This is a genomic window from Aliiroseovarius sediminis, from assembly GCF_022678485.1.
GTDB lineage: Bacteria > Pseudomonadota > Alphaproteobacteria > Rhodobacterales > Rhodobacteraceae > Aliiroseovarius > Aliiroseovarius sediminis.
This window is the reverse complement of the sequence record NZ_JALBYP010000032.1, coordinates 258203-272771: the sequence shown is the minus strand read 5'-3', so window position 1 is coordinate 272771 and position 14569 is coordinate 258203. Positions and strand designations below refer to the sequence as shown.

Below are 14569 nucleotides of genomic sequence, written 5' to 3'. Positions count from 1 at the left end.
TTCAGCCACCATCGTGGGTGCGCAGACGTCCGGGTCGACCTGATGTTCATGGCTTTCAAGCTGCATTTTCTTCACCCTTACCAACTGATCCGGCGACGATGGCCAGCATCAGGGCGTTGAGGCGCCGCGCCACACCATCAGAGCGTGAGTTCAGCAAGACCGGCACGCGCGCGCCCAGCACGATTGAGCCTGTTTCGGCATCTCCGTGAAACTTCCATGCCTTTGCGACCGCATTGGCCGCATCGATTGTGGGAAACACGATCAGGTCGGCCTCTCCGGCGACGACCGATTCAGATAGCCCTTTCTTGTCAGCCGATGCCTTGCTGACGGCCACATCATAGCCAAAGGGCCCTTCAACGACGAAACCAGGCAATAGCCCCGCCGCGCTTTCTTCGGTCAGGGTTCGGGCGTCCAGCGTCGCTGGCAGTGCTTGCGACACCTTTTCAGTCGCAGCGACAGCCGCTGTCTTGACCGTATCAATACCAAGGCCCCGAAACAGGTCGCGCGTGTTCAAAATGATTTGTCGTTTCTGATCGAGGTCGGGTTGCGGGACAATGCCATTGTCCGTCGCAACCAGCAGCTTGGGATAGCTTTTCATCGCCGCAACCGTAACATTGGACAGAACACCGCCCTTGCGAATGCCGGTTTCGCGGTTCACGACAGCGCGCAGATATGACGTGCTGTCGATATGTCCTTTCATAAGGATATTTGCCGCGCCTTCGCGCACGGCCCTCACAGCCTCTGTGGCGCAGTCCGCAGGGTTGCCAGCTTCGATTATATCGACATTCCGGCGGGCCGCGTCAGGCAGGCTGGCCTCAATCGTGGGTTTGGCGCCAGAGATGATCGCACGCGAGATCATGTTCGCCTTCAGCGCTGCGACCACGGCCTTGATGACAGCCGGATCATCGCCTCCGGCAACGGCCAGCCGCGCGGGCGGCAGTTCTGCCACCCTTTCGCGGAGCGCATCGAAAGAGCGCACAAGCGTCATGACACCACCCCGTCGCCTTTCCAGCGCATTGGGTCTTCGATGCCGTGCATGGCCCGTGCGACACCTTCTGCAAGCGCGCGGCACTCGTTGCTGCCGGGATAGACGGTCACGGGTGCAATCCGTGACAGCTTGCGCGTCAGCGTGTCCGCAATCGTGGGCGAATTGGCCAGCCCCCCGGTAAGGATGATGCCATCCAGATCGAATTCCGCGACCGATGCCATCGCGCCGATGGCTTTTGCAATCTGATAGATCATCGCGTCATAGATCAAGCGGGCGTGTTCGTCGCCATCGGCGATCATCTGTTCGACCTTGCGAATATCCTTGGTGCCCAAAAGGCTTGCAACACCGCCATTGCCGTAGAGTTTCCTGAGCAGTTCTTCCTTGGCGTATTTTCCCGAATAGCAAAGTTCGATCAGCGGAAGCGGCGGCAGACCGCCCGCGCGTTCGGGTGTAAACGGCGAAATCTCCATCCGGTTCGAACTGTCGACCAATCGGCCACCCAGCAGCGTGGCGATGGAAAATCCGGCGCCCAGATGGGCCACGACCGTGCGCAGCGTGTCAAACGGCTTGTCAAGCTCACGGGCCAGCTGACGCGCACAGGCGCGAATGTTGAGGGCGTGCACAAAGCTGAACCGCGGAATTTCGGCAAAGCCGGACACCCGCGCGATATCGGGCAGTTCGTCCACACTGACCGGGTCGACCACAAAAGCCGGAATACCCAGCGGTTGTGCAATCCCCTTGGCAAGCGGCGCGCCCAGGTTGCTGGCGTGCCGGTAAACAGGTCGGTGCAGCGCAAAATCGACAAGATCGTCATTGACGCGGATCACACCTGCCGGAACGGGCGTCAGCATACCGCCACGCCCACCGCACCCCACCAGGTTTCTGCCGTCAAGATGTTCATCTAGAAACGCATTCACGCAGGCAGTCCGGTAATCCAACTGATCCGCAATGGTGGCAAACCCGACCATCTGGGTTTCGTCGTGGTCAAGACCCTGCTCCGCGATCAGGTCGACGGACCCGTTCCCCTGATCGGCAAACAAGGCACAGCGTGTCGTCGTTGTGCCGGGGTTGATCGCCAGAATGCAGCCGTCCGCCATGTTCATTATCCCGCAAAGCTGTAGGACGTTTTGACAGCGGTGTAGAACTCGGCGGCATAGCGGCCCTGTTCGCGCGCGCCGTAGGACGATCCACGCCTGCCGCCAAAGGGCACATGATAGTCAACGCCTGCCGTGGGCAGGTTGACCATCACCATTCCCGCACCCGAGTGGCGGCGGAATTCGCGGGCATATTTCAGCGATGTCGTACAAATGCCAGACGCCAGGCCGAAATCCGTGTCGTTGGCAACTGCCAGGGCCTCGTCGAAATCATCGACCTTGATCACGCTTGCGCAGGGACCGAAGATTTCCTCGCGGCTGCTGCGCATCTCGTTTGTGGCATCCAGAAAGACCGCCGGACGCTGGAAGAAACCTTCGGTCCGATCTTCCAGCCGTTCGCCGCCGACTACGGTGGCCCCGTCTTGCCGCGCGATATCCACGTAAGACAGGTTTCCCTTCAATTGCGACTGCGAGGCGACCGGTCCCATTTGCGTGGCAGGGTCCAGCGCATCGCCAACCACCAGAGCCTGCGCGGCATCCACCAGCTTTTCAACGAATGCGTCGTGAATGTCCTTGTGCACGACAAGCCGCGAAGATGCGGTGCATCGCTGCCCCGTCGAGAAATAGGCGCCGTTCACACAGGCACCCACCGCGACATCAAGATCAGCGTCCTCCATCACGACCATCGGGTTCTTCCCGCCCATTTCAAGCTGCACTTTTTTGAGCCCCTTTGCCGCCTCGACCGCCAACGCGCGGCCCACGGGCACCGAACCGGTAAAGGATACTGCGTCAACATCGGGGCTGTGAACGATCGCATCACCCACCACGGACCCCCTGCCCATCACAAGGTTGAATACCCCTGACGGAACGCCGGCTTCGTGCAAGATAACGCTCAGCATATGGGCTGTGCCGGGCACCAGATCGGCCGGCTTGAAAACAACCGTGTTACCGTAAGCAAGTGCAGGCGCGATTTTCCACGCGGGGATTGCGATCGGAAAGTTCCAGGGCGTGATCAACCCAACAACGCCGACCGGCTCGCGCGTTACATCGACATCGATATGGGGTCGAACCGATTCCATCGCCTCGCCGGCTATGCGCACGGCTTCACCCGCGAAGAATTTGAAAATCTGGCCCGCGCGCACCGCTTCGCCCGTGGCTTCAGCGATTGTCTTGCCTTCCTCGCGGGCAAGCATACGGCCCAGCTCGTCCTTGCGGTCGATAATCAGCCGTCCGACTTTTTCAAGCAGGTCCGCGCGTGGCTGCGGCCCTGCCGCCCGCCACGCAGGCAAGGCACGACGCGCTGCATTTGCGGCTTCGGCGACTTGGTCTGCCGACGCGCGAGTGTAACGGCCGATCACATCGGAAGTATCAGACGGGTTGATGTTTTCCGTTACATCGGGGCCAGTGACCCACGCTCCGTCAATTAGGTTCTTGTTCAGATCAGATGTCATCGGCCCCTCGTCCAAATTTCTCTTGTCCACCGGATTGCAGCGTCCGCCGGCACCTTGGTGACTTTAATTGTTCGGTCTTGGACAGACGTTCTAGAAAAACGCCTGTAGACCGGTCTGCGCGCGGCCAAGGATCAGGGCATGGATGTCATGCGTTCCCTCGTAAGTGTTCACCGTTTCCAGGTTCACCATGTGGCGGATCACCTGAAACTCGCCCGAAATCCCGTTACCGCCGTGCATGTCGCGTGCCATTCGCGCAACATCCAGCGCCTTGCCGCAGTTGTTGCGTTTGACCATGCTGATCATCTCGGGTGCTGCGCTGGCCGCATCCATAAGGCGGCCCACCTGCAACGACGCCTGAAGACCGAGTGTGATTTCTGTCATCATGTCCGCCAGCTTTTTCTGGAACAGCTGCGTCTGCGCCAAAGGCTTGCCGAACTGCTTGCGATCAAGCCCATATTGCCGTGATGCGTGCCAGCAGAATTCAGCTGCACCCAACACACCCCAAGAAATACCATAGCGCGCACGGTTCAAACAGCCGAACGGCCCTTTCAGACCTTCGACATTAGGCAGAAGGGCATCGTCACCGACTTCGACACCGTCCATCACGATTTCGCCCGTGATTGACGCGCGCAGGCTGATCTTTTGCCCGATTTTCGGCGCGCTCAGCCCTTTCATGCCCTTTTCCAGAACGAAGCCGCGGATCTTGCCGCCATGCGCGTCGGACTTGGCCCAAACGATGAAAACATCCGCGATCGGCGCGTTCGAGATCCACATCTTCGAGCCAGTGATCTTGTAGCCATTGGCCGTCTTGACCGCTTTGGTCTTCATCCCACCGGGGTCAGATCCGGCATCTGGCTCGGTAAGACCGAAGCAGCCGATCCATTCGCCGCTGGCCAGCTTGGGCAGGTACTTTTCACGCTGCGCTTCCGAGCCATAGGCGTAGATGGGATACATCACCAGCGACGCCTGAACCGACATCATCGACCGATATCCACTGTCCACCCGCTCGACTTCGCGCGCGACAAGCCCGTAGGACACATAGTTGCCCCCCAAGCCGCCGTATTGTTCGGGGATCGTGACGCCCAACAGGCCCATGTCACCCATTTCGCGGAAAATGGCTGCATCCGTATGCTCGTTCTCGAACGCCTCAATCACGCGAGGCTGCAGTTTTTCCTGTGCATAGGCGCGCGCGCTGTCCTGGATCATGCGCTCGTCTTCGGTCAGTTGATCCGACACGCGCAGCGGATCGGACCATTCAAAACGGCCCAGTTCAGGGCGCGAAGCAGGGGGGAGTTCAGACATTTCTTGACCTTTCGAGTTCAATCGACAAATGCACGTTCGACGACGAATGTGGCGGGCTTGTTATTGGCACCTTCGACCAGGCCAAACCCTTCGAGTGTTTCTTTGGTGTCATTCAACATCGCCATCGACCCACAGATCATCCCGCGATCTTCTTCAGGGTTGATTGGCGGAACACCCAGATCGGAAAAGAGCTTTCCGGACTCCATCAGGTCAGTGATACGACCCTTGAATTCATAATCTTCTCGCGTCACCGAGCAGTAGTGGCGCAGCCGCCCATTGGCCATCTCGCCCACCAGTGGATCATTCAGGATTTCCGCCACAAGTTCCTGGCCATACTTCAGTTCGCACACTTCGCGGCAGGTATGGGTCAGGATCACCTCGTCGAATTTTTCATATGTTTCGGGATCACGAATAAGGGATGCAAACGGCGCAATGCCCGTGCCGGTCGAAAACATGTATACCCGCTTGCCCGGCAACAAGGCATCATTGACCAAGGTGCCTGTCGGCTTTTTACGCATCAGGATCGTATCTCCGACCTGAATTTTCTGCAGATGTTCAGTCAGCGGACCATCCTGAACCTTGATCGAGAAAAACTCGATCTCTTCGTCCCAAGACGGGCTGGCGATGGAATAGGCACGATAAACCGGCTTTTCCGCATTCGGCAGACCGATCATCACAAATTCGCCAGACCGAAACCGGAAGCTGGCCGGACGGGTGATCCGGAATTTGAAAAGGCGATCAGTATAGTGTTCGACCGAGGTGACGGTTTCGGCAAAAACGCCCGTGGGTACGGCGAATTCGCTCTCTTTTCCTTGGACGATGGCGGCGGCATCAGACATAGATTTATGTTCCTGTTTTCAAAGGGCGGCTATGCACCGGGTTCTGCGGACAAAAATTCCAGCTTGCCGGTCTTTTCGGCCCACTCCTCGTTGTCGGGCAGAGGGTCTTTCCTCTCGGTAATGTTGGGCCAGAGCTCTGCGTATTTCCCGTTCAAGGTGACCCAGTCAGCCGTGTTCGGTTCCGTGTCGGCCCTGATCGCGTCGACCGGGCATTCCGGTTCGCAAACCCCGCAGTCGATACATTCATCCGGGTGGATGACCAGAAAGTTTTCGCCTTCGTAGAAACAATCCACTGGGCAAACCTCGACGCAGTCTGTGAATTTGCAGTTGATGCAGCTGTCTGTAACGACGTAGGTCACTGATCCTCCTCCCATATCATTTGTATACAAACAATAATCGCAACGATGCTTCTGTCAACCTTGATCTGCGCGTCAGCCTAAATCATTGATATGGCCTGCACTATCTGATGTGACTCTGTCGCAAATCCGATGATCTTCGAATCAAACCTTTCACGAAGCGCCCCAGAGCCGGACAGCCACGTCGCGATTGTCGATTGCCCGAACATGTGCGTGTGCGCCCCACGACCTGCGTTTGAAAATCAGTCGCCAAAGACCGTCTGAACATCATAGAGGACCGGTTCGAAAGCCTTGCTGATATCCCCGAGTTGACGGTTTACTTTCTGCATGTGTTCAGACCTTAGAACCGCCAGGAAATCATCCCGCGATGCCCACTGCGAATAGCTGGCCACGCGGGTTTGCGCTTCGTTTGAATGGATCGCCGCGCCGATGAAGCCCTTTTGTTTTGACAAGAAATCTTCGTAGGCAGCGGTCAAGATTCCGTGCAGTTCATCATATGCGCCAAGGGGCACCTCATATGTCAACATGACTGTCTGGCAGGTCTGGTTTTCGGTTATCTTGACCATCTTTCTCTCCACTGTTTTTTACGTTCAGGTGCCGTGTTCACATGTTTGGATAGTTAGGCCCGTCGCCGCCCTGAGGGGTTGTCCAGTTGATGTTCTGGGAGGGGTCCTTGATGTCACACGTCTTGCAATGCACGCAGTTCTGGAAGTTGATGACGAACTGCTCGTTGCCGTCCTTCTCGACAAACTCATAAACCCCGGCGGGGCAGTAGCGCACCGATGGCCCTGCGTATTTCGGCAGGTTCACCGAAACAGGCAAGCTTGGGTCTTTCAGCTTCAAGTGCGCAGGCTGGCTCTCTTCGTGGTTGGTGAAAGAGAAGGCTACATTCGTGAGCCGATCAAAACTCAACTTGCCGTCCGGCTTGGGGTAGTCGATCTTTTTGTGCTTGCTGGCCTCTTCCGTCGCCTCAGCATCGGTCTTGCCATGCTTTTGCGTGCCGAACAGTGAAAAGCCAAACGTGTTCGTCCACATATCAAGGCCGCCCAACACAAGGCTTGGCCAAAGCCCCCATTTTGACCACATCGGCTTGACGTTGCGCACTTTCTTGAGGTCTTTGCTGATCGCACCCGTGCGGACTTCGTCCTCATAGGCAGTCAAAGCGTCGCCCTCACGGCCCGCCTTGATCGCCTCATGCGCTGCCTCTGCGGCAGCCATGCCCGAAAGCATCGCATTGTGGTTGCCCTTGATACGCGGCACGTTGACCATCCCGACCGCGCAGCCCAGCATCGCAGCCCCCGGCACGACCATCTTGGGCATCGACTGATAGCCGCCTTCGGTGATCGCCCGCGCGCCGTAAGCCACGCGTTTGCCGCCTTCAAGAAGGTCCGCCACCATCGGATGATGCTTGAATCGCTGGAACTCCATATAGGGGAAAAGATGCGGGTTGCGGTAGTTCAGATGCACAACAAACCCGACATAAACCTGATTATTATCAAGGTGATAGATAAACGAGCCACCCCCTGCATTACCACCCAAAGGCCAGCCCATCGTATGCGTGACGCTGCCTTCGCGGTGCTTGTCGGGGTCGATCTCCCAGATCTCTTTCATGCCGATGCCAAACTTCTGGGGCTCATGCCCGTCCGACAGGTTGTATTTCTCGATCAGCTCTTTCGACAGGCTTCCGCGGACGCCTTCGCTCAGGAAGACATATTTGCCGTGCAACTCCATACCCGGCTCGGTGTTCTCTCCGATCGAGCCATCTTCCTCCAACCCGAAAACGCCCGCCACGACGCCCTTTACCCGCTCGCCGTCATAGACAAGTTCCGAACAGGCCATGCCGGGGAAGATCTCGACGCCCAACGCCTCGGCCTGTTCGGCCATCCATCGGCAGACATTGCCCATGCTCACGATGTAATTGCCGTGGTTGTTCATCAAGGGCGGCATGGGGAAGTTGGGAATACGGATCTTGCCCGCCTGGCCCAGCATGTAGAAGTGATCTTCCTTCACCGGCACATCCAGCGGCGCACCCTTGTCTTTCCAATCGGGGATAAGCTTGTCTAAACCGACGGGGTCAAGCACCGCGCCCGACAGGATATGCGCACCGACTTCCGAGCCTTTTTCAAGCACCACGACCTGACAGTCAGGATCCAGCTGCTTCAGCCGGATCGCCGCCGAAAGGCCCGCAGGCCCCGCGCCGACGATCACAACGTCGTATTCCATCGCTTCGCGTTCGATGTCGGCCATATCCGGCGCTCCCTTCATGGCAGGCTTCAGCGCAGCCCGTCTTCGCCCTTGGCGTCTTCGTGTTTCAGTCCGCCCACGCGGGGCAGCGGCCTGCCGCTGTCGGTCACTGCGATCGCCACAAGTATCTCGTTCGGACGCGGTGCGTCATTGAAGCGGATTTCGACACCATCGAAATGCGACCTGACATATGCGGCGTCCTTATGGCCAAGCGGGATATCCAAATCCTGTCCCAGACCACCGCGTTTTTTTGACGACGGCACCAGTGCTGCCCCCTTTTCGACGGCCACGCGCAGCGGCGCGCCCATCTTGGGGTGCAAGATCGCGGCGGCGTGCTCCAGTTCGCCGTTTTCGCCAACCATTGCCGCCTTGCCATAGCTTTCGGCGTCAGACGGCTTGATACCAAGCGCCGCCACAGCCTTGTCGCCAAGCAGGCCGCCAAGCTCTGCGCCGATCTCCATCAGATCGTCCAGATCCTCGACATATTGTCCGGCAAAGGGGTTTTCGATCACTGCCGACGCAACAGCCTTGCGCGTCGGCGGATTGATGGCTTTGCCGACTTCGATATGGGTTTCTTCCACCCAGACCCCGATTTTTCTGATCTTCGCCTTCATTTCAGTCCATCCTCCCCTTTGATGTCCTTGGCCTCCAACCCGCCAGAGCGGGAATGAACACGCGGCCCCGTTGTCATCACAAGCGCGAACAGCAGCTCGTTGGCCCGCGGTGCATCGTTCAGCCCGACTTCCATGCTATCGAAGTGACTGCGCACGTAGGACGCATTGATATGAGTGATCGGAACATCCAGACGGCTGCCCATCCCGCCGACCTTCTTGGCAGAAGGGACAATTGCCTTGGTGCCGCCGATAACTTCGCGCATCGCATAGCCACCGGGCGCGTGCCAAAGTGCACCGTGCTCCAACTCGCCTGCCGCACCGACCAGCGACCCCTTGCCGTAGCCTTCGACCTTGTCCGCACCGCCAAGGGCCTTCGCCAGTCGCTCGGCCAGTTGCAGACCCATTGGCCTCAGATCGTCCATGAAGCTCTGAATTTCGGGCTCAAAACGCCCCGCGAAGGGGTTGGTGATCACCGCGAAGCAGGCACCGCGAAGCAAGGGTTCGTCCGCGACGGGCCCGCCTTCGTGATATATCTCTTCGACGGTCAGGACAGTTTTTCTGACTTCCAATTTAGACATTTTCGAACTCCGTTAGTTGTTGTCGCCGGTCAAAACCCTGACCAAGCGTGATGTGTCGATTTTGCAAGAACAGGGCAGCACCCTTGATCAGCCCTCTGTCCAGCATACCTTCTGCAATCTGCCGCCCGGCGCCAAGTGCAATAACGCAGTCGGCTGTTCCAAGAACGGGAACGCCTGTGACAACGGGCCTGTCGCCCAGATCACTATCTGGCTGCAAGTCGCTTGCCGGCTGCCGCACGATGTCCAGCCGGTCCGGCAGATCGACAGCGTTTGCGATAAGCGTCGCGGCCACATCGGCTTCGGCTGCATTTGCCGCCAACACGGTCACGCTGTCGGCGATCCCCAAGGAGTGACTGCGCCCTTGCGCCCCGCTGGTCGCAATTCCGCGCACGCCATCGGCGCTGCCAAACCGGATGCGGCCCAGATCGGTGCCATCCGGCTGCGCCATAGCAACCTTGTATTCTGCGCCGCATTCAAGATGAACAGCAATGTCACCGCCGTTGTTAACATAAGCCCGGCCAAGCTGCACCTCGGCCAGCATCGCGGCCAGCACCTCATCCGCGACAGACCCCGCCACCGCGATCATCGGGGTCACGAAGGTCTGCGCGCAATGCAAACCGGCGGCGCGGTACATCCTCTGCGCGACCGGATCGGCAGGCAGCTTTGTCTGCGGGGTCAGTTGGCTGCGATGCTGCGCCAGATCTTCAACCAGCCCGTCCAGAACAGACCCGAACCGCGCGAACGCCGCGCGAAACGCGCGCTTACGTGCGTCGGGCTCGTCACCTTCCGCGCCGATGATCAGATCAATCGGCCCGTGATGTAGGTGCAGGCGATCACCCGACCCCAATATGGCTGCTTGTGCCCCTTGCATTTGGGGTCAGCTGCCCTTCTTCCAGCGATAGTTGTGCTTGGCTGTCGGGTCCGCCTCGGGGTCGATCTGCCCCACGCGGCGCACATCGGGCGAAATCACATCCTCGATCGGTTTCACATGGTCGGCATGACCGCCCAAAGCCACATAATCGGACAGACGCATGGTGAATTCGATTGGTGCCACCAGCGCAGGCGTCGGCACATAGCCAAAAGAGTTCGTCGGCATATCCAGCACATCGGCCATGACCGTAATCCCGCCACCGGGCCAGACATAAGCGTTGGCACCGCCACACGAGACATGGGTCAGCGAATCCTTGACCGAATTGGTCAGCTTGACGGGGTTTTCCGTCACCCCGGCGCGCAATGACCCGCCAGCACCACCCATGAACAGGACCGAGCAGACCGAAGGCTCGCAGTTCTCAGCGATCCGCTCAACCGACTGCTGCAAGGCTTCGGGCAGTGGCTCGGGCTTGGGTTCAAGGTTCTCGTCCAGCTCGAAATAGGCGTATTGCTCGCCGGTGGTCGACACCATCAACAACCGCAGACCCTGCCAGGCGACCTTATCATCCGCCGGTTTCAGGATCGTCAGTGGATCGTCCACATCCGTGCCGCCCCAGCCTGTGCCGGGTTCCGCAACCTGAAAGTAACGTCCAGGGGTCGAACGGCGACCGTTGATCTTGATCCCTGTGGGAGGCACGTTCAGCATCTTGCCGGCCTGGTGCTCGGACAGAACACCGGTGATGTGGTCATCAACCACGATCACTTCGTCCACATGCTGCGCCCATTGCGATGCAAACATCCCGATGGTCGCCGACCCGCAGCCAACGCGCATCAGCTTTTCGGGGTTGCCGTTCACAATCGGCGCCTTGCCCGCCTGAACCACGACGGTCGCGCCGTCATCCACGGTCAACTCCACAGCTTCGCCGTTGCACAGCTTGAGCAGTGTATCGCAGGTCACGCGGCCTTCTTTCTTGGTGCCGCCGGTCAAGTGTTCAACCCCACCCAGCGACAACATCTTTGATCCGTATTCGCTGGTCATGACATGGCCGACAGGCTCGCCCTGACAGCGCACGATGTCGCGCTCGTGGCCGATATGCCGGTCGGTGTCGATCTTCACTTTGACGCCGCAGTAGCTGAAGATGCCCTCGGTCACGATCGTGACCATTTCGGCATCATCAACGGTCTGGCTGACGATAAAGGGCGCAGGCTTGTAATCCGGATATGTCGTACCGGCACCGACTGCGGTGATGAATGGCCGGTTGCTTTGAACCAGATCGCCATCCCAGTCATTGCCGTCGTTGTCCTTCATGAACGGCACGGCCTTGACCCCGCTTTCAATGGAATTCTCGATGATCGTCAGTGGATCAAGCCGAACAAGCTCTCCGCCATGGTTAGCGTATCTGTCACAGGCGCCGGATTTCCCATCAGCGATGTAACACAAGACAGGGCAGGCATCGCAGCGGATTTTTTCGGGTTTGGGCGTGGCTTGATCAGACATTTTTCCTACCTTTGATGGCCTCATACATTTTCGGGGGTGTCACTGGAACAGAGTGTATTCGCACGCCGGTCGCGTGTTTGATCGCATTCAACAAAGCAGGCGCAGTCGGAATCAAGACATGCTCGCCCAGCCCTTTCGCGCCGTAAGGGCCGTGTTCATCCGGCACCTCGATGATCAGTGTTTCGATGGGTGGGATATCCCCGATTGTCGGGATCAGGTAATCATGCAGGTTTTCGGTGCGTCCCGGCAGATATTCTTCCATCAACGCCATGCCCAGCCCTTGCGCGATACCGCCCTGAACCTGACCTTCGACCAGCATCGGGTTGATCGCCTTGCCGACATCATGCGCTGCGACGAACTTGATCGGTTTGACCGTTCCAAGCGCCTCGTCCACCTCGACAACAGCCAACTGCGCCGCATAGCCGAACTGGGCGTAAGGCACCCCCTGACCGCTATCGTCCAGCGGTTTGGTCGGTGGATCATACGTGCCTTCGGACACAAAGACGTAGCCTTCCGCATCTGCCAACATCTCGGACAAGTCGATTTTATGGGTTTTGTCGCCGTCGGCCACCGTGATCGCGCCATCGCCGAATGTCAGTGTCGCGTCGTCGGACACGTTCAAATGGCGCAGGATCTTCTTGCGCATGGCCTCGCCTGACAGGCGGGCCGCATTGCCCGACACAAACGTCTGACGTGAAGCCGATGTTTTGCCCGCATCAGGGGTCACATCCGTATCGGCGCCAACCAAGGCCAGATCGGTTGCGGACACACCCAGAGCGGTCGAGAATATCTGCGAAATAACCGTGTTGGCACCCTGTCCGATGTCCATTGCGCCTTGATGCAACACAACGGTCCCGTCAGCCTTGATACCGGCTTTGATGGTCGAGGGGTTGGGCAGCGAAGTGTTGCCGCAACCATACCAGCCTGCCGCAATGCCGACCCCGCGGCGCTTGCTTCCTGTCGCCTGCGCGTTGAAGGCGTTTGCGGCCTTGCGTTCATCGTCCCAGGATGGGCGGAGCGCCTCTAGGCATGCCTTGGCACCAACCCCCTGCTTGAAGACCTGGCCGCACACCGTGGGCACACCATCTTCCAGCACGTTGCGAATACGGAATTCAAGCGGGTCGATATCCAGCTTTTGCGCCAGATCGTCAAAAAGGCTTTCCTGCGCGATCCCCGACTGCGGAACGCCGAATCCACGAAACGCGCCTGCCGGGGGACAATTGGTATGCACCCCGTTTGCAACGGCCGTGTAGTCCGCGATGCGGTAAGGCCCCGACGCGTGAACCGGAACGCGGTTGGCCACCGTCGGCCCCCATGACGCATAAGCACCTGTGTTGAAGTCGCCGTCAAAGCGGAAGCCCGACAACCGACCGTCTTTCGTTGCCCCGATCTTGAGCTTGATCCGGGACGGGTGCCGCTTTGTCGTAGATTGCATGGATTCCGTGCGCGTGTAGGTGATGCGCACAGGCTGCCCCGTCTTAAGCGCCGCAAGCGCAAGATAAGGCTGCACCGAAATATCGAGCTTCGAGCCGAACCCACCGCCAACGCCCGTTGGCTTCATTCTGATCTTACTGCGATCCATCCCAAGGATGATCTCCATCGCATCAAGGTCCATTCCGGGTGCTTGCGTGCAGGCATGTATTTCGACGCGGCCATCGACGACCTCGGCAAAACCGGCTTCGGGTTCGATATAGCCATGCTCGACAAACCCGGTTGAGAAGGTTCCTTCGACAGTCACATCAGCCGACGCCAGCGCAGCATCCGCATCACCACATTTTACAAACCCGCGGCACATGACGTTGCCTTTGCGTGTCTCGTGCAACAACGGCGCATCTGCGGCCTGCGCCTGCACGGGATCGGCCGAATCCTTGTGCGCCGTCCATGTGACTGGAAAATCTTTGGGCTGGAACGTGCGGATCGCATCGGGCGTCCCCACAACTGCGGCAACGGCCTCGCCGCGGAACCTTGCGGTACCCTCGGCAAAAACAGGTTGATCGGCAAATTCGGGAATGACCCCAAAGCAATTTTGGCCCTTGATGTCAGCGGCTGTCAAAACAGCTTCCATACCCGCCGTCTGCGCGCACCATGCGTCAAGATCGCCAAACTCGAACGAGGCGTGCGGCAGATGGGATCTGACCACCTTGATTTCAAGCGTGCCGGAGGGCGCCACATCGTCGCCGAAGCGCTCGGTGCCGCTGACCTTGCCAACGCCGTCCAACCTGCGAAGCGTGCGTCCCGCGCCGCCGCGATCGTCCATCGTCGCGGGTGCGTCAAGAACCGCGTCGATGATCTTGCGATAGCCCGTGCAACGGCACAACACGCCGCCCAGTGCATCCTTGACCTGCTGTTCATCCGGCGCGTCGTTCGTGCGCAGAAGACCGACCGCGGCCACCATCATCCCCGGCGTGCAGATACCGCACTGTGCGGCCCCGTGGTCCTGAAACCGCTCCATCAATGCTTTGGCATGATCATCGCGGCCCACCAGCCCGGATACCGTTTCGACGGCCTGGCCAGCCGCCTGCTGTGCGGGCATCAGACAAGCGCAAACCGGCTCGCCGTTGATCAGAACTGAACATGCGCCGCAATCGCCAGCGTTACATCCGATCTTGACGTCGCGGGCATCCAGCCGCTCGCGCAAGGTTTCGGAAAGCCGCTCTCCGGGCATGGCGGTGATGCGGACATCTTCGCCGTTAAGGTTAAATTCGATGCGGGCGTTGGGGTTGGTTGCGTCCACG

The 14569-nt window shown here is 58.9% G+C and carries 13 protein-coding genes; all 13 read right to left on the bottom strand.

The features are described from left to right. Positions 1-55: 55 nt before the first annotated feature. A complete protein-coding gene (locus MN186_RS10345; RefSeq protein ID WP_242114286.1) occupies positions 56-988 on the bottom strand; it encodes a phosphate acyltransferase in 933 nt (310 codons plus the stop codon). Continuing rightward, a complete protein-coding gene (buk, locus tag MN186_RS10340) occupies positions 985-2085 on the bottom strand; it encodes a butyrate kinase (protein WP_242114285.1) in 1101 nt (366 codons plus the stop codon). The genes MN186_RS10345 and buk overlap by 4 nt, the downstream gene beginning before the upstream one ends. A 5-nt stretch (positions 2086-2090) precedes the next feature. Continuing rightward, on the bottom strand, positions 2091-3533 hold the full coding sequence (locus tag MN186_RS10335; protein WP_242114284.1) for an aldehyde dehydrogenase family protein: 1443 nt from the start codon (positions 3531-3533) through the stop codon (positions 2091-2093). Between the two features lie 90 nt (positions 3534-3623). Continuing rightward, positions 3624-4835: an acyl-CoA dehydrogenase gene (locus tag MN186_RS10330; protein ID WP_242114283.1), complete on the bottom strand. Its 1212-nt coding sequence runs from the start codon at positions 4833-4835 to the stop codon at positions 3624-3626. A gap of 17 nt (positions 4836-4852) precedes the next feature. Further along, positions 4853-5674, bottom strand: coding sequence for a ferredoxin--NADP reductase (locus MN186_RS10325; protein ID WP_242114282.1), 822 nt, complete (start codon positions 5672-5674; stop codon positions 4853-4855). 29 nt (positions 5675-5703) lie between these two features. Next, a complete protein-coding gene (gene fdxA / locus MN186_RS10320) occupies positions 5704-6033 on the bottom strand; it encodes a ferredoxin FdxA (RefSeq protein ID WP_242114281.1) in 330 nt (109 codons plus the stop codon). A gap of 239 nt (positions 6034-6272) precedes the next feature. Further along, a complete protein-coding gene (locus MN186_RS10315) occupies positions 6273-6596 on the bottom strand; it encodes an antibiotic biosynthesis monooxygenase family protein (RefSeq protein WP_242114280.1) in 324 nt (107 codons plus the stop codon). Positions 6597-6633: 37 nt separating this feature from the next. Then, positions 6634-8277, bottom strand: coding sequence for an electron transfer flavoprotein-ubiquinone oxidoreductase (locus MN186_RS10310; RefSeq protein ID WP_242114279.1), 1644 nt, complete (start codon positions 8275-8277; stop codon positions 6634-6636). A 26-nt stretch (positions 8278-8303) separates the two neighbouring features. Further along, on the bottom strand, positions 8304-8888 hold the full coding sequence (locus tag MN186_RS10305; RefSeq protein ID WP_242114278.1) for an amino acid synthesis family protein: 585 nt from the start codon (positions 8886-8888) through the stop codon (positions 8304-8306). Further along, a complete protein-coding gene (locus MN186_RS10300) occupies positions 8885-9466 on the bottom strand; it encodes an amino acid synthesis family protein (RefSeq protein ID WP_242114277.1) in 582 nt (193 codons plus the stop codon). Before MN186_RS10300 ends, MN186_RS10305 begins: the two co-directional genes overlap by 4 nt. Then, complete coding sequence (locus tag MN186_RS10295; RefSeq protein ID WP_242114276.1) at positions 9459-10337, bottom strand: UPF0280 family protein; 879 nt, start codon at positions 10335-10337, stop codon at positions 9459-9461. The genes MN186_RS10300 and MN186_RS10295 overlap by 8 nt, the downstream gene beginning before the upstream one ends. Before the next feature lie 6 nt (positions 10338-10343). Continuing rightward, positions 10344-11834 (bottom strand): 6-hydroxynicotinate reductase, encoded by a 1491-nt coding sequence (locus MN186_RS10290; protein WP_242114275.1) that lies wholly within the window; start codon positions 11832-11834, stop codon positions 10344-10346. After that, on the bottom strand, positions 11827-14568 hold the full coding sequence (locus MN186_RS10285) for a molybdopterin-dependent oxidoreductase (RefSeq protein ID WP_242114274.1): 2742 nt from the start codon (positions 14566-14568) through the stop codon (positions 11827-11829). Before MN186_RS10285 ends, MN186_RS10290 begins: the two co-directional genes overlap by 8 nt. Position 14569 lies beyond the last annotated feature (1 nt).

Bases quoted from the DNA above. Each gene is read 5' to 3' on its own strand.
- MN186_RS10345 (WP_242114286.1), bottom strand. From the start codon at position 988: ATGACGCTTGTGCGCTCTTTCGATGCGCTCCGCGAAAGGGTGGCAGAA.
- buk (WP_242114285.1), bottom strand. From the start codon at position 2,085: ATGGCGGACGGCTGCATTCTGGCGATCAACCCCGGCACAACGACGACA.
- MN186_RS10335 (WP_242114284.1), bottom strand. From the start codon at position 3,533: ATGACATCTGATCTGAACAAGAACCTAATTGACGGAGCGTGGGTCACT.
- MN186_RS10330 (WP_242114283.1), bottom strand. From the start codon at position 4,835: ATGTCTGAACTCCCCCCTGCTTCGCGCCCTGAACTGGGCCGTTTTGAA.
- MN186_RS10325 (WP_242114282.1), bottom strand. From the start codon at position 5,674: ATGTCTGATGCCGCCGCCATCGTCCAAGGAAAAGAGAGCGAATTCGCC.
- MN186_RS10315 (WP_242114280.1), bottom strand. From the start codon at position 6,596: ATGGTCAAGATAACCGAAAACCAGACCTGCCAGACAGTCATGTTGACA.
- MN186_RS10310 (WP_242114279.1), bottom strand. From the start codon at position 8,277: ATGGCCGACATCGAACGCGAAGCGATGGAATACGACGTTGTGATCGTC.
- MN186_RS10305 (WP_242114278.1), bottom strand. From the start codon at position 8,888: ATGAAGGCGAAGATCAGAAAAATCGGGGTCTGGGTGGAAGAAACCCAT.
- MN186_RS10300 (WP_242114277.1), bottom strand. From the start codon at position 9,466: ATGTCTAAATTGGAAGTCAGAAAAACTGTCCTGACCGTCGAAGAGATA.
- MN186_RS10295 (WP_242114276.1), bottom strand. From the start codon at position 10,337: ATGCAAGGGGCACAAGCAGCCATATTGGGGTCGGGTGATCGCCTGCAC.
- MN186_RS10290 (WP_242114275.1), bottom strand. From the start codon at position 11,834: ATGTCTGATCAAGCCACGCCCAAACCCGAAAAAATCCGCTGCGATGCC.